This is a genomic window from Agrococcus sp. UYP10 (assembly GCF_040547205.1).
Lineage (GTDB): Bacteria > Actinomycetota > Actinomycetes > Actinomycetales > Microbacteriaceae > Agrococcus > Agrococcus jenensis.
On the sequence record NZ_JBEPPG010000001.1, the window covers coordinates 2,665,757 to 2,689,115 of the forward strand.

At 71.1% G+C, this 23,359-nt stretch carries 23 protein-coding genes and 1 pseudogene; 16 read left to right on the forward strand and 8 right to left on the reverse strand.

All coding sequences use genetic code 11. The features are described 5' to 3' along the window. Positions 1 to 53: 53 nt before the first annotated feature. Positions 54 to 944: a dihydrodipicolinate synthase family protein gene (locus tag ABIB37_RS13105; protein WP_354261066.1), complete on the forward strand. Its 891-nt coding sequence runs from the start codon at positions 54 to 56 to the stop codon at positions 942 to 944. 84 nt (positions 945 to 1,028) lie between these two features. Next, positions 1,029 to 1,217 carry a hypothetical protein gene (locus ABIB37_RS13110; protein ID WP_354261068.1) on the forward strand — a complete coding sequence of 63 codons (189 nt, stop codon included), beginning with the start codon at positions 1,029 to 1,031 and terminating at the stop codon, positions 1,215 to 1,217. A gap of 17 nt (positions 1,218 to 1,234) precedes the next feature. Here ABIB37_RS13110 and ABIB37_RS13115 read toward each other — a convergent pair whose 3' ends face one another. Next, on the reverse strand, positions 1,235 to 1,696 hold the full coding sequence (locus ABIB37_RS13115) for a MarR family winged helix-turn-helix transcriptional regulator (RefSeq protein WP_354261070.1): 462 nt from the start codon (positions 1,694 to 1,696) through the stop codon (positions 1,235 to 1,237). An 81-nt stretch (positions 1,697 to 1,777) separates the two neighbouring features. Here ABIB37_RS13115 and ABIB37_RS13120 point away from each other — a divergent pair, with 81 nt between their 5' ends. The 5 genes from ABIB37_RS13120 (at position 1,778) to ABIB37_RS13140 (ending at position 5,528) form a co-directional block, all read left to right on the forward strand. Beyond that, on the forward strand, positions 1,778 to 2,518 hold the full coding sequence (locus ABIB37_RS13120) for an NYN domain-containing protein (RefSeq protein WP_354261072.1): 741 nt from the start codon (positions 1,778 to 1,780) through the stop codon (positions 2,516 to 2,518). 8 nt (positions 2,519 to 2,526) lie between these two features. Next, entirely contained in the window at positions 2,527 to 2,952 is a 426-nt protein-coding gene (locus tag ABIB37_RS13125; RefSeq protein WP_354261074.1) for a hypothetical protein, read from the forward strand. A gap of 47 nt (positions 2,953 to 2,999) precedes the next feature. Beyond that, positions 3,000 to 3,641: an HAD family hydrolase gene (locus tag ABIB37_RS13130; RefSeq protein ID WP_354261076.1), complete on the forward strand. Its 642-nt coding sequence runs from the start codon at positions 3,000 to 3,002 to the stop codon at positions 3,639 to 3,641. An 80-nt stretch (positions 3,642 to 3,721) separates the two neighbouring features. Then, complete coding sequence (gene ppk2 / locus ABIB37_RS13135) at positions 3,722 to 4,543, forward strand: polyphosphate kinase 2 (protein ID WP_354261078.1); 822 nt, start codon at positions 3,722 to 3,724, stop codon at positions 4,541 to 4,543. Between the two features lie 106 nt (positions 4,544 to 4,649). After that, positions 4,650 to 5,528 (forward strand): helix-turn-helix transcriptional regulator, encoded by an 879-nt coding sequence (locus ABIB37_RS13140; RefSeq protein ID WP_354261080.1) that lies wholly within the window; start codon positions 4,650 to 4,652, stop codon positions 5,526 to 5,528. Between the two features lie 221 nt (positions 5,529 to 5,749). Here ABIB37_RS13140 and ABIB37_RS13145 read toward each other — a convergent pair whose 3' ends face one another. From ABIB37_RS13145 to ABIB37_RS13160, 4 genes are all read right to left on the reverse strand, one after another. Then, positions 5,750 to 8,236, reverse strand: a complete 2,487-nt coding sequence (locus ABIB37_RS13145) for an alpha-L-rhamnosidase (protein WP_354261082.1) — start codon at positions 8,234 to 8,236, stop codon at positions 5,750 to 5,752. A 214-nt stretch (positions 8,237 to 8,450) separates the two neighbouring features. Then, on the reverse strand, positions 8,451 to 9,458 hold the full coding sequence (locus ABIB37_RS13150; protein WP_354261084.1) for an SDR family NAD(P)-dependent oxidoreductase: 1,008 nt from the start codon (positions 9,456 to 9,458) through the stop codon (positions 8,451 to 8,453). Beyond that, positions 9,455 to 10,798 (reverse strand): MFS transporter, encoded by a 1,344-nt coding sequence (locus ABIB37_RS13155; protein WP_354261086.1) that lies wholly within the window; start codon positions 10,796 to 10,798, stop codon positions 9,455 to 9,457. Before ABIB37_RS13155 ends, ABIB37_RS13150 begins: the two co-directional genes overlap by 4 nt. 42 nt (positions 10,799 to 10,840) lie before the next feature. Next, positions 10,841 to 13,381: a glycoside hydrolase family 2 TIM barrel-domain containing protein gene (locus tag ABIB37_RS13160; protein WP_354261088.1), complete on the reverse strand. Its 2,541-nt coding sequence runs from the start codon at positions 13,379 to 13,381 to the stop codon at positions 10,841 to 10,843. 115 nt (positions 13,382 to 13,496) lie between these two features. Here ABIB37_RS13160 and ABIB37_RS13165 point away from each other — a divergent pair. Continuing rightward, positions 13,497 to 13,586 (forward strand): annotated as a pseudogene (locus ABIB37_RS13165) (helix-turn-helix domain-containing protein); the annotation flags it as partial. A gap of 219 nt (positions 13,587 to 13,805) precedes the next feature. Beyond that, entirely contained in the window at positions 13,806 to 14,459 is a 654-nt protein-coding gene (locus tag ABIB37_RS13170) for a substrate-binding domain-containing protein (protein ID WP_354261626.1), read from the forward strand. A gap of 271 nt (positions 14,460 to 14,730) precedes the next feature. Here ABIB37_RS13170 and ABIB37_RS13175 read toward each other — a convergent pair whose 3' ends face one another. Beyond that, entirely contained in the window at positions 14,731 to 15,924 is a 1,194-nt protein-coding gene (locus ABIB37_RS13175; RefSeq protein WP_354261090.1) for an MFS transporter, read from the reverse strand. 13 nt (positions 15,925 to 15,937) lie between these two features. Continuing rightward, the gene (locus ABIB37_RS13180; RefSeq protein WP_354261092.1) at positions 15,938 to 16,285 is read right to left on the reverse strand and encodes an ArsR/SmtB family transcription factor; all 348 of its coding nucleotides are present in this window, start codon (positions 16,283 to 16,285) and stop codon (positions 15,938 to 15,940) included. Positions 16,286 to 16,370: 85 nt separating this feature from the next. Here ABIB37_RS13180 and ABIB37_RS13185 point away from each other — a divergent pair, with 85 nt between their 5' ends. The 7 genes from ABIB37_RS13185 to ABIB37_RS13215 all read left to right on the forward strand — a co-directional run bounded on the left by ABIB37_RS13185 (position 16,371) and on the right by ABIB37_RS13215 (position 22,659). Next, positions 16,371 to 17,669, forward strand: coding sequence for an NAD(P)-binding domain-containing protein (locus ABIB37_RS13185; protein WP_354261094.1), 1,299 nt, complete (start codon positions 16,371 to 16,373; stop codon positions 17,667 to 17,669). Between the two features lie 177 nt (positions 17,670 to 17,846). Next, a complete protein-coding gene (locus tag ABIB37_RS13190; RefSeq protein WP_354261096.1) occupies positions 17,847 to 18,155 on the forward strand; it encodes a hypothetical protein in 309 nt (102 codons plus the stop codon). Positions 18,156 to 18,387: 232 nt separating this feature from the next. Beyond that, positions 18,388 to 19,362 carry a thioredoxin-disulfide reductase gene (gene trxB / locus ABIB37_RS13195; RefSeq protein ID WP_354261098.1) on the forward strand — a complete coding sequence of 325 codons (975 nt, stop codon included), beginning with the start codon at positions 18,388 to 18,390 and terminating at the stop codon, positions 19,360 to 19,362. Then, positions 19,359 to 20,495, forward strand: coding sequence for an ACR3 family arsenite efflux transporter (gene arsB, locus ABIB37_RS13200; RefSeq protein WP_354261100.1), 1,137 nt, complete (start codon positions 19,359 to 19,361; stop codon positions 20,493 to 20,495). Before trxB ends, arsB begins: the two co-directional genes overlap by 4 nt. Beyond that, entirely contained in the window at positions 20,489 to 21,472 is a 984-nt protein-coding gene (locus tag ABIB37_RS13205) for a metalloregulator ArsR/SmtB family transcription factor (protein ID WP_502914070.1), read from the forward strand. Before arsB ends, ABIB37_RS13205 begins: the two co-directional genes overlap by 7 nt. 108 nt (positions 21,473 to 21,580) lie before the next feature. Continuing rightward, positions 21,581 to 21,991, forward strand: coding sequence for an arsenate reductase ArsC (locus ABIB37_RS13210; protein ID WP_354261104.1), 411 nt, complete (start codon positions 21,581 to 21,583; stop codon positions 21,989 to 21,991). Between the two features lie 2 nt (positions 21,992 to 21,993). Continuing rightward, positions 21,994 to 22,659, forward strand: coding sequence for an arsenate reductase/protein-tyrosine-phosphatase family protein (locus ABIB37_RS13215; RefSeq protein WP_354261106.1), 666 nt, complete (start codon positions 21,994 to 21,996; stop codon positions 22,657 to 22,659). 6 nt (positions 22,660 to 22,665) lie between these two features. Here ABIB37_RS13215 and ABIB37_RS13220 read toward each other — a convergent pair whose 3' ends face one another. Continuing rightward, a complete protein-coding gene (locus ABIB37_RS13220) occupies positions 22,666 to 23,049 on the reverse strand; it encodes a hypothetical protein (RefSeq protein WP_354261108.1) in 384 nt (127 codons plus the stop codon). Positions 23,050 to 23,359: the final 310 nt, after the last annotated feature.

Below are 23,359 nucleotides of genomic sequence, written 5' to 3' on the forward strand. Positions count from 1 at the left end.
GCGGCGTCGTGCACCCGGCTCGACCCGCAGCATCCCGACCGCAGAGGAGACCCGTGTTCACCGGACTGAGCGCCTTCCCCCTGACCCCGCTGCGCGACGACGCGGTCGACCACGACGCGCTCGCCGCGATCGTGCGCCGACTCGTCGCCGCCGGGGTCGACAGCGTCACCGTGCTCGGCTCGACCGGGTCCTACGCCTACCTCGACCGCGCGGAGCGCCAGGCGGCCATCGCGACCGCCGTCGAGCACGCGGGCGGCGTCCCGGTGTTCGCCGGGGTCGGTGCGCTCCGCACCAAGGACGTGCTCGAGCATGCGAGCGACGCGCAGGACGCGGGCGCGCGAGCCCTCCTCGTGGCACCGGTCAGCTATCAGCCCCTCACCGCGGCCGACGTCCTGGGCCTCTTCACCGACGTCGTCGAGCACGCCGACCTGCCGGTGATCGTCTACGACAACCCCGGCACGACCAGGTTCGCCTTCGACGATGCGCTCTACGCGCGGCTGGCCGACCTCCCTGGCATCGCGTCGATCAAGATCCCCGGCATCGCCGACGCGGCGGCCGCGCACGAACGGCTGCGCGAGCTCCGTGCGCTCCTGCCCGAGCGCATCACGATCGGGATCTCCGGTGACGCGCACGCCGCACGAGGGCTCGCGGCCGGCTGCGACGCCTGGTACTCGGTGATCGCCGGCACGATCGCGCCGCCGATGGTCGCGCTGACGCGGGCGGCGCTCGCGGGCGACCACGACGCTGCCGCAGCCGCATCCGCGCGGCTGCAGCCGCTGTGGGACCTGTTCGCCGAGCACGGCAGCCTGCGCGTCACCGCTGCGATCGCCGAGCACCTCGGCATGGCGACGCGCAGCTGCCTCCCCCGCCCCATCCTCGGCCTCGACGACGAGCAGCGCCGCCGCGTCCACGCGGTCGTCGCCGAGCTCGAGCTGGAGCCCTGAGCACCCCACCGCGAGCGGCACGGCTGGTACGATTAGTGCACGAAGGTTCGGTGCCGGGAGCGGCTCGGGCCGAGCCTCGCACTGATGGAGCCAGCCATGGACGCGCAGCAGCAGCCCACCCCCGTCACGCTCGACGCTCAGCGCCGCCGCGACCCGCAGAGCTTCACGCGCGGCGACGTGCTGGCGATCAAGCTGGCGATCTCCGGCGGCATCGTGCTGTCGCTCGCGGCGACCGCGGCCTTCGTCGCGGTGGTGGTGCTCCCCGGGCTCTGACGGCCTGAGCGCGTCGATCAGTCTCTCGGCGAGCGGTCGGCGGCGTCCATGAGCCGCCCCATCAGCGAGCGCAGCTGCTCCAGCTCGTCGAGCTCGAGCCCCAGGCGCTCCACCATCGTGCCGGGCACCGCCGACGCCTTCTCGCGCAGGCGACGGCCCTCCTCCGTCAGCGCGATGTCGAGCGTGCGCTCGTCGCCGGGCCGGCGCGTGCGGGACACGAGCCCAGCCGCCTCGAGGCGCTTCACCAGCGGCGAGGCGGTGGCGGGCTCGAGCCGCAGCATCTCGCTCAGCGTCCGGAGCGAGAGCGGCGAGGAGCCCCACAGCGCGAGCATCACCAGGTACTGGGGGTGCGACAGGCCGAGCGGCTGCAGCACCGGCCGATACGCGTTGACGATGCTGCGCGACGCGGCCGCGAGGGCGAAGCAGATCTGACGCTCGAGCGCGAGCGGATCGTCTGCGATCTGCTGCTCCTGCTCCATGCCGCTCCTCCGCTCGATCGTCCGTCCTCTCAGCCTAAGCGCCCGCGCGGAGGCCGAGCGTGCCACTGCCATGCTGGACCCATGGCGAAGCCCCACGACCTCCTGGCCGTCCTCGTCGACGCCGACAACGTCTCGCCGGCGAAGATCGGCGCGGTGCTCACCGAGATCGCGCGCTTCGGCACCGCCTCCGTGAAGCGCGTCTACGGCGACTGGACGCGGCCGGAGCTGAGCTCGTGGAAGCTCGCCGCCAGCGAGCACGTCATCCAGCCGATGCAGCAGTTCGCGAACACGACGGGCAAGAACGCGACGGACAGCGCACTCATCATCGATGCGATGGACCTGCTGTACACGCGTCGCTTCCAGGGCTTCTGCATCGTGTCGTCCGACAGCGACTTCACCCGTCTCGCGTCTCGCATCCGCGAGGAGGGCGTCACGGTCTACGGCTTTGGCGAGCGGAAGACGCCCGAGGCCTTCCGCAACGCGTGCGACCAGTTCACGTACCTCGAGGTGCTCGATGCGCCCGCTGCCGAGAGCACGGCGACCGCGCCCGTGCCGACGCGCACGCCGACGGCGAAGCTGCGCGCGGACAGCAAGCTCGTCTCAGGGTTGCGCTCGAGTGTCACCGCCGCTTCCGGCGAGGACGGCTGGGCCCACCTCTCGACAGTGGGCCAGCTCATGCGCAAGCAGCACCCTGACTTCGACCCGCGCAACTGGGGCTACGCGAAGCTCTCGGACCTGGTTCGCGCGAGCGAGCTCTTCGTCGTCGAGGTGCTCCCGACCGGAGTCCTGCGGATGCAGGCACGGAAGCGCAACGGGGACTGAGGATCACGATGGCGAAGCAGCGTACGAAGCGACCGAAGCCGTCCGCGCCGCCGGAGGAGCTCACCATCGTCGTCTGCCGCGGCGGCGACTGCGGGAGCCGTCGCAAGCATCCGGACGTCGACCACGGCGCGCAGCTCGCGGCGTTCCGCGATGGCACCGTCGGATCGGCGAAGGTCATCCCGAGCAAGTGCCTCGACGCGTGCGAGCACTCGAACGTCGTGGTGGTGCTGCCGAGCGAAGCCGGCAGCGTGGCCGGTGCCACGCCGGTCTGGATCGGCGAGGTGAACGACACCGCGGTGACGGACGACATCGTCGAGTGGGTCAACGCAGGCGGCCCCGGCGTCGCGCCCGACCCGACGCTCGTGAGCATCCAGGAGTTCCGCCCGACGCGCCTGAGCCGAGGCGAGCTGCAGCCCGGCCACGCCCTGCCCTGACGCGGGGCGCCAGCCACCGACAGGCTGGCACTGGCAGGCTGACGATCATGACCGACGCCGTGCTCGACCTCGACGGCGTGCTCTCGACGCGCGACACCTTCGCCACGCTGCTGGTCGAGGCGGCTCGCCGCTCCCCCGTCATGGGCGCGCGCAGCGCTCCCGCGCTCGCGCGCTGGCTGCGCGCCGGCCACGACGTGCCGCGGCACGCGGCCGCCTCGCGCGAGGTGGCGCGCGGCCTCCTGCGCGGCATGCCCGAGCCGATGTACGACGCGCTCGCGCGGGATGTCGGCGAGCGGCTCGGCAGGATCGCGAGCCGTCGCTCGATGCTCGAGGTGGCCGCGGGGCTGCGGCGCGAGGGTGCGCACATCGTCGTCGCCACCGGCTCCGAGCAGCGCCTGGCATCGGCGTTCCTCGCCGCCGCCGGGGTCGAGCACGACGTGCTGCTGGCGTCCACGCTCCGCTGGACGCCGACCGGCCCTGTCTTCGAGCGCCACATCCGCGGCGCCAGCAAGCTCACGGCGATCCGCGAGGCCGGCATCCCGATCGAGCAGCGGCGCTTCTGGACCGACTCGTTCGACGACTACCCGACGGCCGAGGCGGCCGCATCCGTCGTGCTGGTCGCGCCGTCGCGACACTCCGCAGCGCGCTACCGCGCGAGCCCCGTGCCGTTCGAGTTGCTGCTGCGGTGACCTTCCGGGCGTGCCTGCCATGATGACCGAGCGGCCGAACGCCAACCGGCGGATCCGCTCCCCGATCGAGAGCACACGCCATGGCGAGCAAGAAGCAGGGCAAGAAGCACAAGACCCGACGCGTCGACAAGCAGAAGTACGAGCAGGAGCTCAAGCGCCTGCAGGTCGAGCTCGTCAGCATGCAGCAGTGGGTCATCGCGGCCGACGCCCGCATCCTCGTCCTCTTCGAAGGCCGCGACGCCGCCGGCAAGGGCGGTGCGATCAAGCGGGTGATGCAGTACCTCAACCCGCGCCACGCCCGCGTGGTCGCGCTGCCGCAGCCCACCGAGCGCGAGAAGGGCCAGTGGTACTTCCAGCGGTACATCGAGCGGCTGCCCACCAAGGGCGAGATCGTGCTGATGGACCGCTCCTGGTACAACCGCGCCGGCGTCGAGCGCGTGATGGGCTACTGCACCGAGGAGGAGTACGACCGCTTCCTCGCGCAGGCCCCCGTCGTGGAGCAGATGCTCGTCGACGACGACATCATCCTCGTGAAGTACTGGTACTCCGTCTCCGACACCGAGCAGGAGAAGCGATTCCGGTCCCGGCTCAACGACCCCATGCGGCGCTGGAAGCTCTCGGAGACCGACCTGCTGTCGATCACCAAGTGGGAGGACTACTCCCAGGCCAAGGACGCGATGTTCGACGTCACCGACCGGGCGCACGCGCCGTGGTGGTCGATCAACAGCGATGACAAGCGCGCCGCTCGGCTGAACACCATCAAGCACCTCCTCAGCCAGGTCCCGTACGACCGGCTCGACCCGGACGAGGTGGAGTTCCCCGAGCGTCCCGCCCCCGCCGGGACCGCCCGGCCGCCGCTCGAGGAGCTCCGGTTCGTCCCGGACCACGCCGCGACGCTCTGATCGCAGAGCCAGGACGCTCGTCCGAGCCGAGACCTGCGGGCCGCCACCGGTGAGGGGTAGTGACCGTGCCTCCCGGCCTACCAGCGCCGCGCGTAGCGTGGTCGGCATGGGAGACGTCAGGAACGAGGTGCGCGAGTTCCTCAGCTCGCGCCGCGCACGCATCACGCCGCAGGAGGCTGGCCTGCCTGCCTACGGCGGCAACCGGCGCGTGCCGGGCCTGCGCCGCGAGGAGGTCGCGATGCTCGCAGGCGTCTCGGTCGACTACTACGTCCGCCTCGAGCGGGGCAACCTCGCGGGAGCGTCCGAGAGCGTCCTCGACGCGCTCGCCTCGACGCTCAAGCTCGACGACGCCGAGCGACAGCACCTGTTCGACCTCGCCCGCGCGAGCGGGCCGACGAGACCCCGTCGCGCCCGCGCGACCAGCGCCGTGCGCCCCGCCGTCCAGCAGGTGCTCGACGCGATCGACAGCCCGGCGTGGGTGCGCAACGGACGGCACGACATCCTGGCGACCAACCGGATGGGCCGGGCCCTGTACGCCCCCGTCTTCGACGACCCGCGACGACCCGTGAACACCACGCGCTTCGCCTACCTGAACCCCGCGGCGCGCGTCTTCTGGCGCGACTACGACCAGATCGCGAACGACGCCGCCGCGATGCTGCGCATGGAGGTCGGCAGCAACCCGCACGATCCGGAGCTCATCGCCCTGGTAGGCGAGCTGTCGACGCAGAGCGAGCTCTTCCGGCAGCGCTGGGCATCGCGCGACGTGATGTTCCATCGCAGCGGACGCAAGCGCCTCCACCACCCCGTCGTCGGCGACCTCGACCTCGACTACGAGTCGATGGAGCTCCCGAGCGAGCCCGGGCTGGTGCTCAATGTCTACACCGCGCCCGCCGGATCCCCGACCGCCGACGCGCTGCGGATGCTGGCCTCATGGGCGGCGACGCAGGAGGCGGCGCCCGCCGCCGAGGCGATCTCCGAGCGCTGAGGCGCGCTGCTGCGCGCGCTACGGGAACGGCTCGCCGACGCAGGCGCTCAACCGTCAGCCGGCGCGCGGGACGACGCTGCGCATCGACCCCCGCTAGCCGCTCGCCGTACCAATAGAAGACGCCGCTTTCGATGTACATCGATCCGCCGTGGGCCTGGATGCGTTCGCCCTTGATGTCCATCCGCACCTGGCCGGGGCGGAAGGCGGTCCGCGGGGTGATGTCAGGCCTGGGTGGCCTCTCGTGGGGTGATGGCGGCTTCCAGGTCCCGGGCGAGATCCGAGACGGCCGCGCCTGGCATCCGCTCCAGGACGGCGCTGAGCGGCATCGCCGCCATGTGCGCGCCCGCGGCATCGATCGGGACGCCGGGGAAGTAGGTCTTCAAGACCTCGACGACCGCCGCCCAGACGACGGGGTCGGTGGAGATCTCCTTGATGGGGGTGTCCATCGTGAACGCCGCCGTGACGCCGTAGCCCTCGGGCGCGGGGTAGCGCCACGAGTGGCGTCCGGCGCCGACGTCCGCCGTGGCGCCGTCGGGATGCAGCGGCAGCACGACGGAGGCATCTGTCCCTTCGGGCACGGTCACGTCGAGCACGACGTCACCGGCCTCGATCCGCCAGCTCACCTCGGCGAGCCCCGCAGGGGTCCGGTGGGCAGTGCGTGCGGACGTGAGTCCTCCGCCAGGCTGCGGCGCGATGACCACGCGCTCCCACCCCGCTGCGGCTCGCGTGAGCCCGCCGACGACGCGGTGCAGCCAGCTCGAGACCGCTCCGAGCGCGTAGTGGTTCAGAGACGTCATGCCGGTCGAGTTCAGCGTGCCATCCGGCAGCACGGAGTCCCACCGCTCCCAGATCGTCGTCGCACCCATCGTGACCGGGTACAGGAACGACGGGCACTGCTGCTCGAGGAGGAGCTTGTAGGCCTCGTCGATGTGCCCGGTGCTGCTCAGCGCATCGAGGACCAGCGGCGTGCCTGCGAATCCCGTCGAGATCGTGTAGCCGGCGGCCTCGACGATCTCGGCCAGCCGGTCCCCCGCCTTCTCCAGCTGATCGGCGCGGAGGATGTCGAACATGATGCTCAGCGCGTAGGCGGTCGCGGACTCGTTGACGACGCGCCCGGACTCCGTGACGAACTCGCGGCGGAACGCAACCAGGACCCGCTCGTGGAGCGCGAGGAAGTGCTCGGCGTCGGCGACGTTGCCGAGCAGCTCCGCTGTCCGCGCCATCTCTCGCGTGGTCTTGCAGAGGTACGCGTTCGCGACCAGGTATCGGTCCGTCTTGCCCCCGGCGGGGTTGCTGGCGGGGGCGTCCGGGTCGAGCCAGTCGCCGAACTGGAATCCCTCGCTCCAGAGGCCCTCGGCATCCAGCAGACCCTCCACCTCCCGGATGAACGCGGTCATCGACTCGTAGCTGTCGCGGAGGATGTCGAGGTCGCCGTGCTCCTGATACAGCTCCCAGGGCAGGCTCACCGCGACGTCGCTCCACACCGCGGTCGGCGAGGACGAGGTGGGCAGCACGTCCGGGACCACCCACGGGACGGTGCCGGCGGCGCGCTGCTCGGCTGCGAGGTCCTTGAGCCAGGACTGCAGGATCGCCCGAGTGTCGTAGAGGTAGGTGGCGGTGGGCGCGAAGGCGTTCAGGTCGCCGGTCCAGCCCAGCCGCTCATCGCGCTGCGGGCAGTCGGTGGGGACGCTGACGAAGTTGCCGCGCATCGCCCAGACGGTGTTCTCGTGCAGCTTGGTCACCAGCGGATCGGAGGTCTCGAACCACCCGGCGCGCTCCATGTCGGTGTGGACCACCACCGCGGTGAACGCGGCGGGGTCGACCTGAGCGGGACATCCGTCGACCTCCACGTACCGGAAGCCGTGGAAGGTGAACTCCGGCTCCCATGTCTCGTCGCCCGAGCCGGCGAGCGTGTAGCGATCCGTGGCGGCCGCCTGTCGCAGCGTCTCGACCTCGAGCTCCCCCTCCGGTGTGAGGAGCTCGGCGTGACGGAGGGTGACCGTGCTCCCGGCGGGCCCGTTGACGGTGAATCGCACCCAGCCGGACAGGATCTGCCCGAAGTCCAGGATGGTGGCTCCGGAGGGGGACGTGGTGATCTCGACGGGCGCGAGCTGCTGCGTGCGGCGGATGGGTGGGGCGGCGTCGAGCTCGAGCACGGCAGGCGACCATTCGAAGATCGCCGCGGCAGGCCATGCAGAGCCGTCGAATCCCGGTGTGTCCCATCCCGTCTGCTCGAGTCGGGCGTCGTAGCTCTCGCCCTCGTAGATCCCGTTCTGACGGACGGCTCCCTCGCCGACCTGGAAGGTCTCGTCAGACCCGACCACCTCTTCGCGGTCGCCGTAGTGCAGGGTGAGCTCTGCCCACAGCGCCGGCCGCTCCGCGTAGTTGCTCCTGTTCAGCTCCCACGTGAGCGGGCCGACCGCCCACCCCTCACCGACGACCGCGCCGAGGACGTTCTCTCCCGCTGCGATGAGTTCGGTGACGTCATGCTCGCTGACGTGCAACCGGTGCGTGTACGACGTCCATCCCGGGGCGAGCACCTCGTCACCGATGCGTCGACCGTTCATGCGCGGCACCACGATGCCCAGAGCGGTGATCCTCAGCGTCGCCCGCTCCGGGGCCGTCGCGACCGAGAACTCCCGCCGGAAGTACACGGCCGGTCCGCCCGCGGTGTACTCGGGCGCGCTGATGAAGGAGGCAGTGGTCATCGGTTCGTTCGTCTCTCTCGTAGGACTTGGCACGGTCGTCAGGATGTGACGGTCACGCGGGCACGCGCGAGGTTCCAGCCGAAGCGGTCGTCGGCATCGTCGGGCTGCCAGACGATCGCTCTCAGCGGTGGGAGCGCAGCGGCGGCGGTCATCAGTGCGGGTCCTCTCGTGCGGTGCGGACGGACATGTCCGCACCGTTGGGTCGAGCCATGGATCAGAAGACGGACTCTCCGCCGTCGGCAGGGAGCACCGCGCCGTTGACGTTGATCGCGTCATGGCTGAGCAGATAGGTGATGGGCGCGGCGACCGCCTCGGGCACCGCGATCGGGAGGCTGGACGCATGGCTCTGCACCCGCGTCTGTCCGAACTCGTTCGCGCGGGTCGGCCGCATGCCGGTCAGCGTGCCTCCAGGCGCGACCGCGTTGACGCGGATCCCCGCCGGTTCGTACATGAACGCTGCGCTCCGGGTGACGCCGATGACCGCGTGCTTCGACGCGGTGTAGGCGGCACCCGCTGAGGATCCCCGCAGGGCAGCCTCGGATGCGACGTTCACGATCGAGCCACGACCAGCGGCCAGCATGAGCGGAAGGCACGCGCGGGACAGGCGCATGAGACCGAAGACGTTGACCTCGAAGACGCGCTGCATCACCGCGTCCTCCATCTCGTGCAGCGGGCTGAAGTCATCGAGCACGCCGGCGACATTGGCGAGCCCGTGCACCGCGCCATCTGCGGCGTCCACGATGCGCTGCACGTCGCGCTCCGTGGTGATGTCGGCGCGCACCGCCCGCACGTTCGGGAGCCCCTCCGCGAGCTCCAGCAGGCGATCTTCCGCGAGGTCGACCGCGACGACCGTCCCGCCCTCACGAGCGATGCGCGAGGCGACGGCTCGGCCGATGCCCGACGCTGCGCCCGTGACGACGACCGTCTCACCGTCGAAGCGACTCACGGAGATCCGCTCGCTCCAGGCGGGGTCCGCAACCTCAGCCCCGGACGGTCCCCTCGCATCGCGCACCCGCGCGACGAGCTGGGCGACGATCTCCTGGGCGTCAGGGCGACCGCTCAGCTCGACGAGCCGTTGCAACGACACCCTGCGCAGCATCGCGAGCGCGCGCGCATCCATCCCCGAGCGAGTGGCGATCTCCTCGACCAGCGGCGCACCGGCCGGGTCCTGCAACCACGCGCCGAGCGTGCTCGCTCCAGACAGTGCGAAGTCACGCGTCATCGGACGGCCTTGACCTTCAGGATCACCAGGCCGCCAGCGACGGTGAACACCGCGGCGGCGGCGTAGATGATCGCGTAGCGGTCCTCGACGGTGAGCAGCGCCAGCGCCACCGCAGCGACGAGCGGCGCCACCGCCTGGGCGGAGATGTTGGCGAGCTGCGTCAAGTTGATGAAGCGGCCAGCCTCGGTATCGCGCTCCGGCAGCACGTCGAGGAACAGCGCCTGGTCGACCGCAGAGAAGACACCGATGCTGAGGTTGCACAGGAGGGAGCCGACGAGCAGCAGCTCGAAGCCCGGTGCGACGACCATGAGCAGGGCGCCCAGGCCGAAGGCGACACCCGCGCCGAGCACGAACGGCTTGCGGCGGCGGAGCTTGTCCGACAGGAAGCCACCCGCGAAGACGCCCACGATCGTGCCGATGATGCCGAGACCACCAACGGTCGCGATGGTCCCACCGATCTGGTCGACGGGGATGTCGAGGCGCTCGGAGAAGAAGAACGCGGTGTAGCTGGTGTTGAGGGTGAGGCCGAAGAAGAACAGGAACCGGCCGAGCCAGTTCCACGAGTAGTCGGGGTAGCGACGCGGGTTGAAGACGTACTTCGAGATCAGCAGGCGAGCGGTGAGCGGCTCATCGAAGGTGAGGCCCCGGCTGTCGGCGTCCTTGTAGTAGCCGATGAACACCAGCACGAAGAGCATCGCGACCGCCCCGGGGGCGAGGAACAGCAGGAACGGCTGATCCGCGACCATCCCACCGACGACGGAGCCGACGACGGGCGCCACCATCGTCGCGAAGCCGGTGATCGCTCCGACCTTGCCTCGCTGGTGCTCCGGGAGCTTGTCTGCCTGGACGGTCCCCAGGGTGTTGACCGCCTGGTTCAGCCCGACCTGCGCGATGATCCAGCCGATCGCGAGGCCGGAGACGGCGGGCGATACAGCCATGACGAGCAGCCCCACCAGGCCGACGAGCGTGCCGCCGAAGATCCAGGGGCGCCGTCGACCGAAGCGCGATCGGGTGCGGTCGCTCAGCTGGCCGCCGAGCGGGCTCAGCATCAGGGCCGCGAGCGAGCCAAGGCCGAGCAGGAGGCCGAGGTACTCCGGGTTCTCGGGGGCGAGCGCGTTCACGCGGATCGCGAGCGAGATCGCGATGGGCGTCACGAAGGCGAGGTAGATGCCGAACACGCCGAGTGCGAGGAGCGTGATGAACGTCTTGGAGACGTTCGGACGGTCGGGCTCCGCAGTCGCGGCAGCCGCGAGCTGCTCGGTGTCCTCTGCGGGCGTCGCGCTGGGCAGGGGGAAGGCCCCTCCAGAGGGCACGGGCGGCCGCTGGTCATCGGTGATCATGGGTGACTCCTTTGTCGGGTGTAGCAGTCTGAGCGCGTTCGCTCAGGTCTCGGCGAGCACCGCTGGTGCGGTCTCGTGATCGGGGGCTCCGGTGTCCCGGGCGTCGGCGGTTCCGCCGGTCACGCTGAGCTCGAGCCGGACGGGCTCGCAGCCGCGCGCGCTGACCGTCACGCGGACGGGCCCGGGTGCCGTCGGGCGGATGATCGCGAGCGCCCGACCGTCGAACGTCCTGCAGCGCGCGTCGGTGAAGCGATCCTCGCTCTCCGGGTTGGCGCTCGCGAGGCCCTGGAGCACCGCGCTGCCGTCGACCTCGACGTGGACCGTCCGGTCCCATCCGCGGTGCTCGACGCCTCGGTCGTCGGTGATCGCGATGTCCACGAAGGCGAGGTCTTGCGTGTCGGCGCTCAGTCGCGAGCGATCGCTCGTCACCTGCAAGCGCGTGCTGGAGCCCGCGCTGCGCAGCGAGGTCCGCCCGATCTCGACGCCCTTGTCGAAGGCGACGGCGGTGAGCTCACCGGGCTCGTACTCCACCTCGAAGTCGGCGCGGAATGCGAGCTCGGCACCCACGGCCCTTCGAGCGATCGGGCGCCCGTCGAGCTGCAGCTCGACCTGATCGGCACGGGCGTATACCTCGACGCGCAGCGGTTGCCCCTCGAATCCGTCCCAGGACCAGCTGTCGATCGCGTCGCTCCACGACCATGGCGTCGCGAGCAGTGCCTTCCCCCGGTGCTGGGGACGGTGGACGGCGATGAAAGGGTCCGACCGGAGTCCGAAGACGACCTCGCGGTAGAAGGAGATGGGGCGTCGACGCCCGGTGATGTCGATGTCACCCGTCCACGCCGTCAGCCAGGGATAGGGCTTCGCGGTCGTCGGTGTGGCGCCGTCGGTGCCGTCGGAATAGGCGACACCGCCGATGCCGGCTTCGCCGAGGTAGTCCCACCCGGTCCAGGTGAAGTCGCCGATCACGTGCGAGTGCTCGGAGACGAGCGCCCAGTTGTGCGCGATGTTCCCGGGGAAGGTCTCGGTACCCACCACGATGCGGTTCGGGAAGAGCTCGCGCTCGAGCGCGTATCGACCGTCGCCGTAGTTGAGCCCGGCGATGTCGAGCGCGGCGAAGGACTCCGCCGTGCGCTCGCTCACCATCGGTGACGCCGCGATCGCGTTCATCATCCCCCCGACTTCAGCCATCATCGCGTTGACGCCTCCTCCCGCGGCCGGCTGCCCGGCGTCGCCCGCTTGCGCGGCCGCGTCGCGGCGCTGGCGCATGCCCGCCACGACGGCGTCGAGCACGGAGACGAACCCATTGATGCCGTTGGTCACGAAGCGGGTCTCGTCGAGCGAGCGCACCTTCTCTGCGAGACGCCGGCTCCAGACGCCGCCGTCGGGCGATCCCGTCTCCGGGATCTCGTTGCCGATCGAGTACATGATCACGCTCGGGTGGTTGAACGCCCGCGCCACCATCGACTCGAGGTCGCGCTCCCACCACTGGGGGAAGTCGAAGGCGAAGTCGAAGTCGGACTTGCTGGAGGTCCAGACATCGAACGCTTCGTCCATCACCAGCATGCCGAGGCGGTCGCACGCCTCGAGCAGCGCTTCGCTCGCCGGGTTGTGCGAGCTGCGGATCGCGTTGAAGCCGGCCTGCTTGAGCAGCTGCACCCGGCGCTCCTCGGCGCGGGCGATGGCGGCTGCGCCAAGAGGGCCATTGTCGTGATGGATGCAGGCGCCGCGCAGCTTCACCTCGCGGCCGTTGATCCGCAGGCCCTTGCGCGGGTCGACCTGGATCGATCGGATGCCGAAGCGCACGAGCTCCATGTCGACCCGCTCACCCTCGAGCTCCAGTGCCACTTCGACCTCGTAGCGCTCGGGCTCCTCCACGCTCCACAGGCGCGGCGCGTCGACGTAGAGCCGGTGCCGCACGACGGTGGAGGTGCCCGGCAGAAGGGTCACGGGTGAGCGGTCGCCCGGGGAGCGCACCCCGTCCACGTGGCCGAGCTCGCTCGTCATGCTGACGGTGGCGGTGGTGGCGCCGGTGTTCTCCACGGTCGCCGCGATCTCGACGACCGCGCGGTCGGCGTCGATGTCGGGCGTCGTCACGCGCACGCCATCGATGGCGAAGTGCACCGGCTTCTTGACGATCAGATGGACGTCCCGGTGGATGCCGGCGCCGCTGTACCAGCGGCTGTCCTCGTGCGAGCGGCACTCGACCCGCACGGAGTCCTGGCCGTCGAAGCGGAGGAACGGGTCGAGCCGTACGGCGAACCGCGAGTAGCCGAACGCGCGCTGACCGGCGAGGTTGCCGTTGACGAACACCGCCGCGTCCCGGTAGACGCCGTCGAACTGCAGCGCGACGAAGCTGCCGCGTGCATCCGGATCGAGCGCCAGACCGGTGCGGTACTCGAACGCCCCGCCGCGGAAGTAGCCGGTGGCGGCGCCGTTCGGCAGCTCAGGATCGCGCTGCGTGCCGATGAGGGCATCGTGCGGGATTGTCACGTCGGACCAGTCCCGCGTCGCACCGCCGAGCTCCGTGAAGGCGCTCACCTTCGGGCGGAATTCCCATCCGGTGTTCAGCAACGTGCTCGTCATCGAGGTGTCTCCAGCGCTGGTCGCGACGTCGGTATCGCGCGTTACCGATCGACTGTAGCGTCGGAGGTAACGCGCGTCAACCCTCACCGCTAGGCTGAGAGGAAGGAGGCCGATGATGGCGACGACGAGCGCGGATGTAGCGAGGCGCGCGGGTGTATCCCGTGGGGCCGTGAGCCAGATCCTGAACGGTCGGGGGGAGCGCTTCACGGAGGCCACGCGCGAGAAGGTGCATGAGGCGGCCCGCGCCCTGCAGTACCAGCCGTCGATCGCCGGACGTGCCCTCGCTCGTGGATCGAGCGACGTCGTCATCGCGCTCATTCCCAACACGACATTCGGCGGCAACCTGCAGGATGTCTTCGAAGCGCTCACCGACGAGCTCGCGAAGCGCGGTCTCACGCTGGTGCTCCGTCTCGCCACGCCTTCGATGGAGACCCTGGACCGCGTCGTGACCGGCATGCAGCCGCGAGCGGTGCTCTCGCTCACGCCCTTCTCGACGCAAGAACGCGAGCTGCTCGCGCATCGGGACATCATGGCCATCGATCCTTCGACCACGGCGCGATCCGACCTCAATCACGAGATCGGCGCGCTGCAGGCTCAGCATCTCGCCGAGCGCGGACACCGCCGGCTCGCGTACGCGCATCTGCGGGATGCCCGGCAGGACCCATTCGGGCGTGGCCGAGAGCAGGGTTTCCGAGAGGCGTGCGCCGCGCTCCCGGTGGAGCTCATCGGTGTGGTCGGCCTGGATGTGGACCCCGTCGCGGCGCGCGCTGCTCTGGAGGAGCTCGGGCAGCCCGGCATCGGCGTCGCCTGCTACAACGACGACGTCGCGACCGCGCTGCTCTACGCGGCCGCGGCCGCTGGCTGGCGCGTCCCTGAGGATCTCGCGGTGATCGGCATGGACCACACGCCGCTCTCGGCGGTCACCACTCCCCCGCTGACCACGATCGACTACGACACCGCAAGCTCCGCGCAGGCCGCCATCGACAGCATCCTCGTGCAGTTGGGCATCACGGAGCGCGACGCGACCGACGACGTGCCGGAGGTCGGCCTGCGGCTGATCGCCCGGGCTACCACGTAGCCGGGCCCGCTCTGCGACTGCGCGTCACGCCTCGGTCGTGCCGAGGCGTCAGGCACCGGAAGGGCCTCCTCGCGCCCGGGCCTCCACGACCGCGGCGCTCCAGGCGACGACGTGCAGGCTTCGCCGCATCCCGGGCGCGGCTGCGGCGGCGCTGCGTCATGGAGGCCCGGGCAGCTCAGCAGTGCAAGACGGGTTGCAGTGATCGAGGCGTGCAGTGCGCGTAGACGTCGACGACGAGCCCGTCATGGGCTTCGTGTGGCCGAAGGCTCCGTCACGTGAGGCGCGCCAGCGCGAGGCCGACGAGCGCGAGCGCCGCGGCGAGGAGCCCCATCATGGCGTAGGAGCCCGTCGCGACGGCGAGCACGGGGCCGAGCGCGGGCCCGATCGCGGTGACCGCGGTGATCGGTGCGGCGAACGCCCCGTTGATCGCCCCGTAGTCCCGGGTCCCCCACCGATCCGCGACCGCAGATCCCTGCACGAGCGTCTGCGCGCCGCGCACGGCGCCCGCCCCCACGCCGATCAGGATCAGCAGCCATGGCGGGCCGGGCACGAGGGCCAGCAGTGCCAGGGTGAGCGCGCTCGCCGCAGCCGTCAGGGCCAGCGGCACCCACGGCGACGCGGCGTGCGGCAGCGCGACGTACACGATCCGCCCGAGCACCTGGCCCGCGCCCAGCAGCCCGAGTCCCCACGCCGCGAGCTCGTAGGTCATGCCCCGCTCGGTGTAGAGCGGGATGATCGCGAGGGTCACGCTGTACAGCGACGCCGCGACGGCGATCATCGACAGCTCCAGCGCCCAGAACCGCCGCGTCCGCAGCACCGTCGAGACGGTGTGCCGCGGCTCATCGGTGAGACTCGGAGGGCGTGGCGGCCAGACGCGCTCGAGGCTCCACCAGTGGAGCGGCGTGGTCGTCACGACGAGGACGGCAGCCAGCGCGAGCATGGTCGCGCGCCAGTCGAGCACGCCGAGCATGCCCGCGACCACGGGCGCGAAGACCGTCGACGCGAGGCCGCCCGCGAGCGTGACGACGGTCATCGCACGGCGTCGGTCGGCCGCGTGCCTGCGCGTGATGACGGTGAACGCCGCCTGGTACAGCACGGCCGACTGCCCCGATCCGACCACGATCCAGCCCAGCACGAACCAGGGCACGTCCTGGGCGGCGCTGACGATCACGAGGCCGAGCGCCCCGACGACGCTGCCACCGGTCATGATGAGCCGCGGGCTGCCGCGGTCGAGCCATCGCCCGACGAGCACCCCGGCGATCGCCGACGTCACGAGCCCGGCCGAGAAGGCCAGCATCACCGTGGTCAGGGCCAACCCCGTGTCGGTGGCGATGACCGGCGCAGCGACGATCAGGGCGTAGTAGAGGATGCCCCAGCTGATGACCTGACCACCGGAGAGTGCGGTGAGCCGCCAGCGGTCGGCTCGGGCCGCGAGCGCGACCCCGGCCGAAGCGTCGGCGGTCACCCAGCCGCTCCCGTCAGAAGGCGCGGAGCGCGGAGGCCGCGGCGTCGAGCGCCGGCCGGACCAGGGAGTAGAACGCCCACTTGCCGCGCTGCTCGCGCTCGACCAGCCCGGCCTCCGTGAGGATCCGCATGTGGTGCGACACCGTGCCCTGCGAGAGCCCGACCGGGTCGGTGAGGTCGCAGATGCACGCCTCGCCCTGCTCACCGGCAGCGATGAGCGACAGCAGTCGGACGCGCGTGGGATCGGCCATGGCCTTGAAGGTCCTCGCGATCCGCGCGGCCTCGTCGGCGGTCACGGCCGGCTCCGCGGGGGTGCAGCACGTCTCCGACGCGTCGGCGACGATCGTCGTGGTTGCGGTCATGGCGGCAGTCTGCCACACGCATTGACAAACGTCGATACGTTGTTGCACGATCGACGCATCGACAGCCTTCGATACGAGGAGCACCATGTCCGACCTTCCTGTCATCGTCATCGGCGCCGGCCCGCAGGGCCTCGCCGCAGCGGCGCACCTGCTCGAGCGCGGCTTCGAGCCGATCGTCCTCGAGCGAGGCGCGGCGGCGGGCGCTGCGGTCTCGGAGTGGGGCCACGTGCGGCTCTTCTCGGCATGGGACGAGCTCGTCGACTCGGCGAGTCGACGGCTGCTGCAGGCGGCGGGGCACGCCATCCCGAGGTCGGGCTATCCGAAGGGCGAGGCGTGGGTGCGCGACTACCTGGGGCCGCTCGCAGAGGTGCTCGGCGACCGCATCCGCTTCGGCCTCGAGGTGACCTCGGTCACGCGGCTGGGCCGCGACAAGGTCGTCGACGGCGCCCGCGGCGAGCAGCCGTTCGCCGTGCGCGTCGTCGACCGCGAGGGTCGCGAGCAGCGCCTGCTCGCACAGGCGGTGCTCGACGCATCCGGCACCTGGAGCCAGCCCGGGCCGGCGGGGGGCGACGGCACCCCCGCGCTCGGCGAGCGGGCGGCCGCGGCGCACATCGGGTACCGCATCCCGGCCGACGTGAGCGCCTTGGCCGGCGCGCACGTCGCGGTCGTCGGCGCGGGCCACTCCGCGGTGCACGCGGTGCTGCGCCTCGCCGAGCTCGCGGAGCGCCACCCCGGCACCCTCGTCACGTGGCTCGTGCGGCGCCCCTCGGTCGAGGGCGCGCTCGGCGGCGGCGAGGCGGACGCCCTCCCCCAGCGCGCGTCGCTCGGCGTGCGCGCTCGCCGCGCGATCGAGCGCGGCTCGGTCGAGCTCGTGACGGGCTTCCGGGTGGACGCGGTCCGTCCGGCCGGCGACGGCATCGTGCTCGTCGCCGAGGACGGCCGCGAGCTCGGACCGGTCGCTCGGCTGTACGCGCTCACCGGGTTCCGACCCGACCTGTCGATCCTCTCGGAGGTGCGGCTCGCGATCGATCCCGCGCTCGACTCGGTCGCGGGCCTCGCCGCGGAGATCGACCCGAACATTCACTCCTGCGGCACGGTCGCGGCGACCGGCGCTGCCGAGCTCGCGCAGCCCGAGCGCGGACTGTACGTGATCGGGGCGAAGAGCTACGGCCGTGCGCCGACCTTCCTCGCGCTCACCGGCTACGAGCAGGTGCGCAGCGTCGTCGCCGAGCTCGCGGGCGACCACGAGGCGGCCGCGCGCAATGAGCTCGTGCTGCCCGAGACGGGGGTCTGCGGCGGCAGCGGTGACTTCGGCGGGAGCAGTTGCTGCGCCGCGCCGGTCTCTGCGAGCGTCGGCCGGCTCAGCGAGGAGCTCCGGGTCTAGCGTTCGGTACGGCGACACGATCCGACGTCGAAGCCAGAGTCGACGTCGACGATAGCCCGGTCGAGCGACGGTCAACACCGCTAGATTGGCCCGAGAGCCTCGTTTCCGGCCCCGCGCGAAGACACGGTGCCGGCACGTCGCTCTCGGAAGCCGAACGGCATCGCAGGGAGCATAGCCATGGAAGTGCAGGTCCTGCACATCGAAGGGTGCCCGAGCTCGCAGGCAGTCGTGCGGCGGCTCCGTGCCGCCATGGACGCCGTCGGTCTGCGGGACGCCCCGATCACCCTTCGGCAGCTCGGATCTCCCGCGGAGATCGAAGGCTCGCAGTTCGCGGGCTCGCCCACGATCGTGGTCGACGGTCGCGACCTCTTCCCGACCGACGGCAAGACGACTGCCCTTGCCTGCCGCGTCTATCCGACGCCGACCGGACTCGCGGGCAGCCCGACCCGAGCTCAGCTCGAGGACGCTCTGCGCAGCCATGGCTGAGGACGAGCGCGTGCCGTGCGCCTGCTGCGGCCGCATCCTCCTTCGACGGCGCCTGCATGCGCTGGGCTCCGGCGACGTGCACATCTGTCGGCGTTGCGGTCTCTGGGTCGCGCTCCGCCTCCCGCGGAACACGAAGCGCTGACGCGCGCCCGATTGCCACTCCGACGAGGCAGACCCCCCGGGGCCTTGCGCCGAGCTTGCGCAGTGCATCGATCCGCGTCAATATAGAAGTGTGTCAATACAGCAGACAGAGTTAGTCATCGTCGGATCGGGACCCGCGGGCTACACCGCGGCGATCTACGCAGCGCGCGCCGGGCTGGCACCCGTCGTGATCGCCGGGTCCGTGACGGCGGGCGGGGCTCTCATGACCACGACCGAGGTCGAGAACTTCCCCGGCTTCGTCGACGGCGTCCAGGGCCCCGAGCTCATGGAGTCGCTGCGGGCGCAGGCAGAGCGCTTCGGTGCCCGCATCGTGCTCGACGACGCCATCGAGCTCCACCTCGAGGGACCGGTGAAGCGCATCCGCACCGGCTCCGGCGTCGAGTACGCCGCGACGGCCGTGATCCTCACGATGGGTTCCGCCTACCGGAGGCTCGGCCTGCCGGCCGAGGACCGCCTCAGCGGCCACGGCGTCTCGTGGTGCGCAACGTGCGACGGCTTCTTCTTCCGCGATCGGGAGATCGCCGTCATCGGCGGCGGGGACTCGGCGATGGAGGAGGCGCTCTTCCTCACCAGGTTCGCGTCCAAGGTAACCATCGTGCACCGTCGCGACGCCTTCCGGGCCTCGCGCATCATGGCCGAGCGCGCCCTCACTCACCCCCGGATCGAGGTGGCGTGGAACAGCGAGGTCGTCGATCTCATCGGCGAGCAGCAGCTCGAGTCCATCTCCCTGCGCGACATCGTGACCGGTGCCGAGCGCTCGCTCCCCGTGAGCGGCGCGTTCATCGCCATCGGCCACGACCCCAGGTCGGAGCTGGTGGTGGGGCAGGTCGCGACCGACCGGGACGGGTATGTCGTGGTGGAGCACCCGTCGACCCGCACGAGCATCGAGGGCGTCTTCGCCGCCGGCGACCTCGTCGACCACACGTATCGGCAGGCGATCACCGCGGCCGGCACTGGCTGCGCGGCGGCGCAGGACGCACAGCACCACCTCGCAGCGCTCGAGCTCGCAGCGCCGGCGAACCGCGTCGAGAGCCTCGTCGCGTGAGCGTCGCCACCAGCGCCGACCGCGCGCCGATCACCGCAGCCGCCCCTGCGCGGCTCTCGGCCCTGGATCGCTGGCTGCCGCTGTGGATCGCGCTGGCGATGGGTGCCGGCCTGCTGCTCGGCAGCGCGGTGCCCGCTGTCGGGGCCGTCCTCGGACGGCTCGAGATCGGCGGGATCTCGCTGCCGATCGCGCTGGGGCTGCTGGTGATGATGTACCCGGTGCTCGCGAAGGTCCGCTACGACCGCGTCGCCGCGATCACCGGCGACCGGCGGCTGCTGGTCTCGTCCCTCGTGCTCAACTGGCTCGTCGGACCCGCGCTGATGTTCGCCCTCGCCTGGCTCCTCCTGCCCGACCTCCCGGAGTACCGCACCGGCCTCATCATCGTCGGGCTCGCGCGCTGCATCGCCATGGTGGTCATCTGGAACGACCTCGCCTGCGGCGATCGCGAGGCGGCCGCCGTGCTCGTCGCCATCAACTCGGTCTTCCAGGTCGTCGCCTTCGCGCTGCTCGGCTGGTTCTACCTCAGCGTGCTGCCCGCCTGGCTCCGTCTCGAGACGCAGGGGCTCGACATCTCCATGGGTGCGATCGCGCTCAACGTGCTGATCTTCCTGGGCATCCCGCTCGCCGCGGGGTTCGCGTCGCGCTGGATCGGTGAGCGCACACGAGGACGGGACTGGTACGAGCACAGCTACCTGCCTGCAGTCGGACCGTGGGCGCTCTACGGCCTGCTGTTCACCATCGTGCTGCTGTTCGCTCTGCAGGGCGAGGACGTCGTCCAGCGACCCCTCGACGTCGCACGGATCGCGCTGCCGCTGCTCGCCTACTTCGCCCTCATGTGGTCGACCGGCCTCGTCACCGGTAAGCTGCTCGGGCTCAGCTACGCGCGGTCCACGACGCTCGCGTTCACCGCCGCCGGCAACAACTTCGAGCTCGCGATCGCCGTCGCGATCGGCACCTTCGGAGCCACCTCGGGCCAGGCGCTCGCGGGGGTCGTCGGACCCCTCATCGAGGTGCCCGTGCTCGTCGGCCTCGTCTACGTATCGCTCTGGGCGGGCCGCACGTGGTTCCGCACCAGCCCGGTGCCGTCGGGCGTCGACCCCTCCCACCCCATCCAGGATGGGAGTGCATCGTGAGCACCACCGCGACCAGCGCACCGTGCTCACCGACCGCATCCCACGCCATCAGCGAGCAGGCCGCCTCGACCGTCGCCGCGGCGCTGAAGTCGCTCGCCGACCCGCTGCGGCTGCGCATGCTCTCGGCCATCGCCTCGGACCCTCGAGGGGAGTCCTGCGTGTGCGACCTCGCCGAGCTCGCCGACGTCTCGCAGCCCACCGTCTCCCATCACCTGAAGGTCCTCAAGGATGCGGGTGTGCTCGTCTCCGAGCGCCGAGGCACGTGGGTCTGGTACTCGATCGACGCCGCCGCCCGGCCCGCGATCACCACCCTGCTCGAGAGCTTCGCTCCGGCGGCGCTCACACCCCCTCGCGATGCAGCACTGCACCTCGGGCTCGATGACGTCGACGAGGCACTCACGCATCTCGCGTCCTCGCTGAGGTCGCGGTTCCCCGGGGTGAGCCCCGACGCGGTCACCGGCGTCGTGCGCGAGTCCTACGCCGGACTCGCGCGCACCGCGCGGATCACCGCGCACCTGGTGCCGCTGACGGAGCGCTTCGCCCGGCAGCGCCTCGCCGACCTGACACGCGATCGCGCCGCGGGGCCGCCGCAGGTGCTGTTCGTCTGCGTGGCCAACGCGGGTCGCTCGCAGCTCGCCGCAGCGCTCGTCGAGCAGCTCTCGCAGGGACGCGTCGTGGCACGCTCCGCCGGCTCCTCCCCTGCCGCTGCGGTCCACCCGACCGTGCGCCCGCTGCTCGCGTCGATCGACGACGCCGCCGAGTCCGAGGCGTTCCCCAAGCCGCTCACCGACGATGCCGTCCGTGCCGCCGACGTCGTCGTCACCATGGGATGCGGCGACGTCTGCCCGATCATCCCGGGTGTCCGGTACGAGGACTGGGCGGTCGGCGACCCCGCGCTCGCATCGGCCGAGGGCGTCGCTGCGATCCGCGATGACATCGCGCAGCGCGTCGAGCGACTCGTTGCCCAGCTCGTCTGAGCAGCCAGTCATCCGCCGCACCATCTCCGTTCATCCGCAGGCCACCTCCGACCCCTACCAATGCAGTGGCGCCGATCACGACCGGCACCTGACCGAGAGAGAGTCACCATGTCTGAGCACCCCACCGTCCTCTTCGTCTGCGTGCACAACGCCGGCCGCTCCCAGATGGCCGCCGGCTTCGCGACGGCACTCTCGAACGGCGCCGTCGAGGTGCTGTCCGCCGGGAGCGCCCCGAAGGACCAGATCAACCCGGTCGCCATCGAGGCGATGGCCGAGGTCGGCATCGACATCGCCGGCAACACCCCGAAGGTGCTGACGGTCGACGCGGTCCGCGAGTCCGACGCCGTCATCACCATGGGCTGCGGCGACGCCTGCCCGATCTTCCCCGGCAAGCGCTACGAGGACTGGGAGCTCGAGGACCCGGCCGGCAAGGACATCGAGACGGTCCGTCGCGTCCGCGACGACATCCGCGGTCGCGTCGAGCGCCTGCTCGCCGAGCTCGTGCCCAGCGCGAGCTGATCATGGATCAGCTCGACGTCGGCACGCGACGCGGCCTCCCCGGGATCACCTATCCCGAGCGCTTCCTGCACGCGCTCACCGACGAGCTGAGCGCCGACTTCCACGGCATCTTCGCGGCCGAGACCATCGAGCGCTATGTCCTGGAGTCCTACGCGGCACTCCTCCGCACCTCCGTCGTGAAGGCGCACCTCGTCACCCGCGTGACGCGCTTCGCGAAGGACCGGCTGCACGCCCTGGCCGAGGCGAAGGGCGCGATCCCGCAGGACCGGCCGAGCGTGCTGTTCGTGTGCGTGCAGAACGCCGGCCGCTCGCAGATGGCCGCCGCGATCGCGGCGGAGCGCTCGGGAGGCCGCCTGCTCGTGCGCTCAGCGGGGTCGATGCCTGCCGCCGCCCTCAACCCGGCCGTCGTCTCGTCGATGGCCGAGATCGGTCTCGACCTCACCGAGGAGTTCCCGAAGCCGCTGACCGACGACGTCGTGCGCGCCGCGGATGTCGTGGTGACGATGGGATGCGGCGACGCATGCCCCATCTACCCCGGCAAGCACTACGAGGACTGGCAGCTCGACGATCCGGAGCACGCGAGCGCCGACGACGTGCGTCGCGTCCGGGACGAGATCACCACCCACGTCGACCGCATGCTGCTCCAGCTCGGCATCCCTGCCGCCTGACACGGACTAGGCCGCGCGCACCCCGTCCTGCGTCGCCGACGTGCTGCTGACGACCAGCTCGGTGAGCGAGAAGCGCACCGCGACCTCCGCCGTGCCATGCACGTGCGGGTCGTCGGCGATGAAGCGGCCGCGCACCAGCTCACCGTGGATGGCGTCGAGCCGACGCAGCCGAGCGACGACGTAGAGCAGCTCGCTCTCGAGGACCGCCGACTTGTGCAGGAGCACCTCTCGCTCGACCCAGTTGCGCGCATGCTGCAGCGCCTCCGCGTGGGCGGCGCGGTGCTGCTCGAGGCTCCGCGCAGCGGCCCTGGTGTCGAGGCCCGGTGCGATGTCGCCGCGCAGCAGCTCGATGGGCAGGGTCCGGTTGTCGTTGAAGGTTCCGAGGCTCACCGAGAGTCTTCGGAGCCATCGCGTCGGCGGACGGGAATCGTGATCCCGGACCGCGCCGGCCGCCGGGCTCCAGGCCCGGCGGGCGGATGCACCTAGACTGATCCACGGAGACGGCAGCACGGCCTCGCCCTGTTCAGCGCTTCGACCGTCGTCCTCCGTGGCCGCGAGCGGCTGCCCCAAGCGCTCCGCACCACCGGGCCCGGCGATCCTGGCTCATCCAGCATCCGCCCGTCCGAAGCATCACGGGCCCTGAGCGCACCGCGCTCCCCCTCAACGCACCACGAACTTCCAAGGAACGATCCCATGCGAA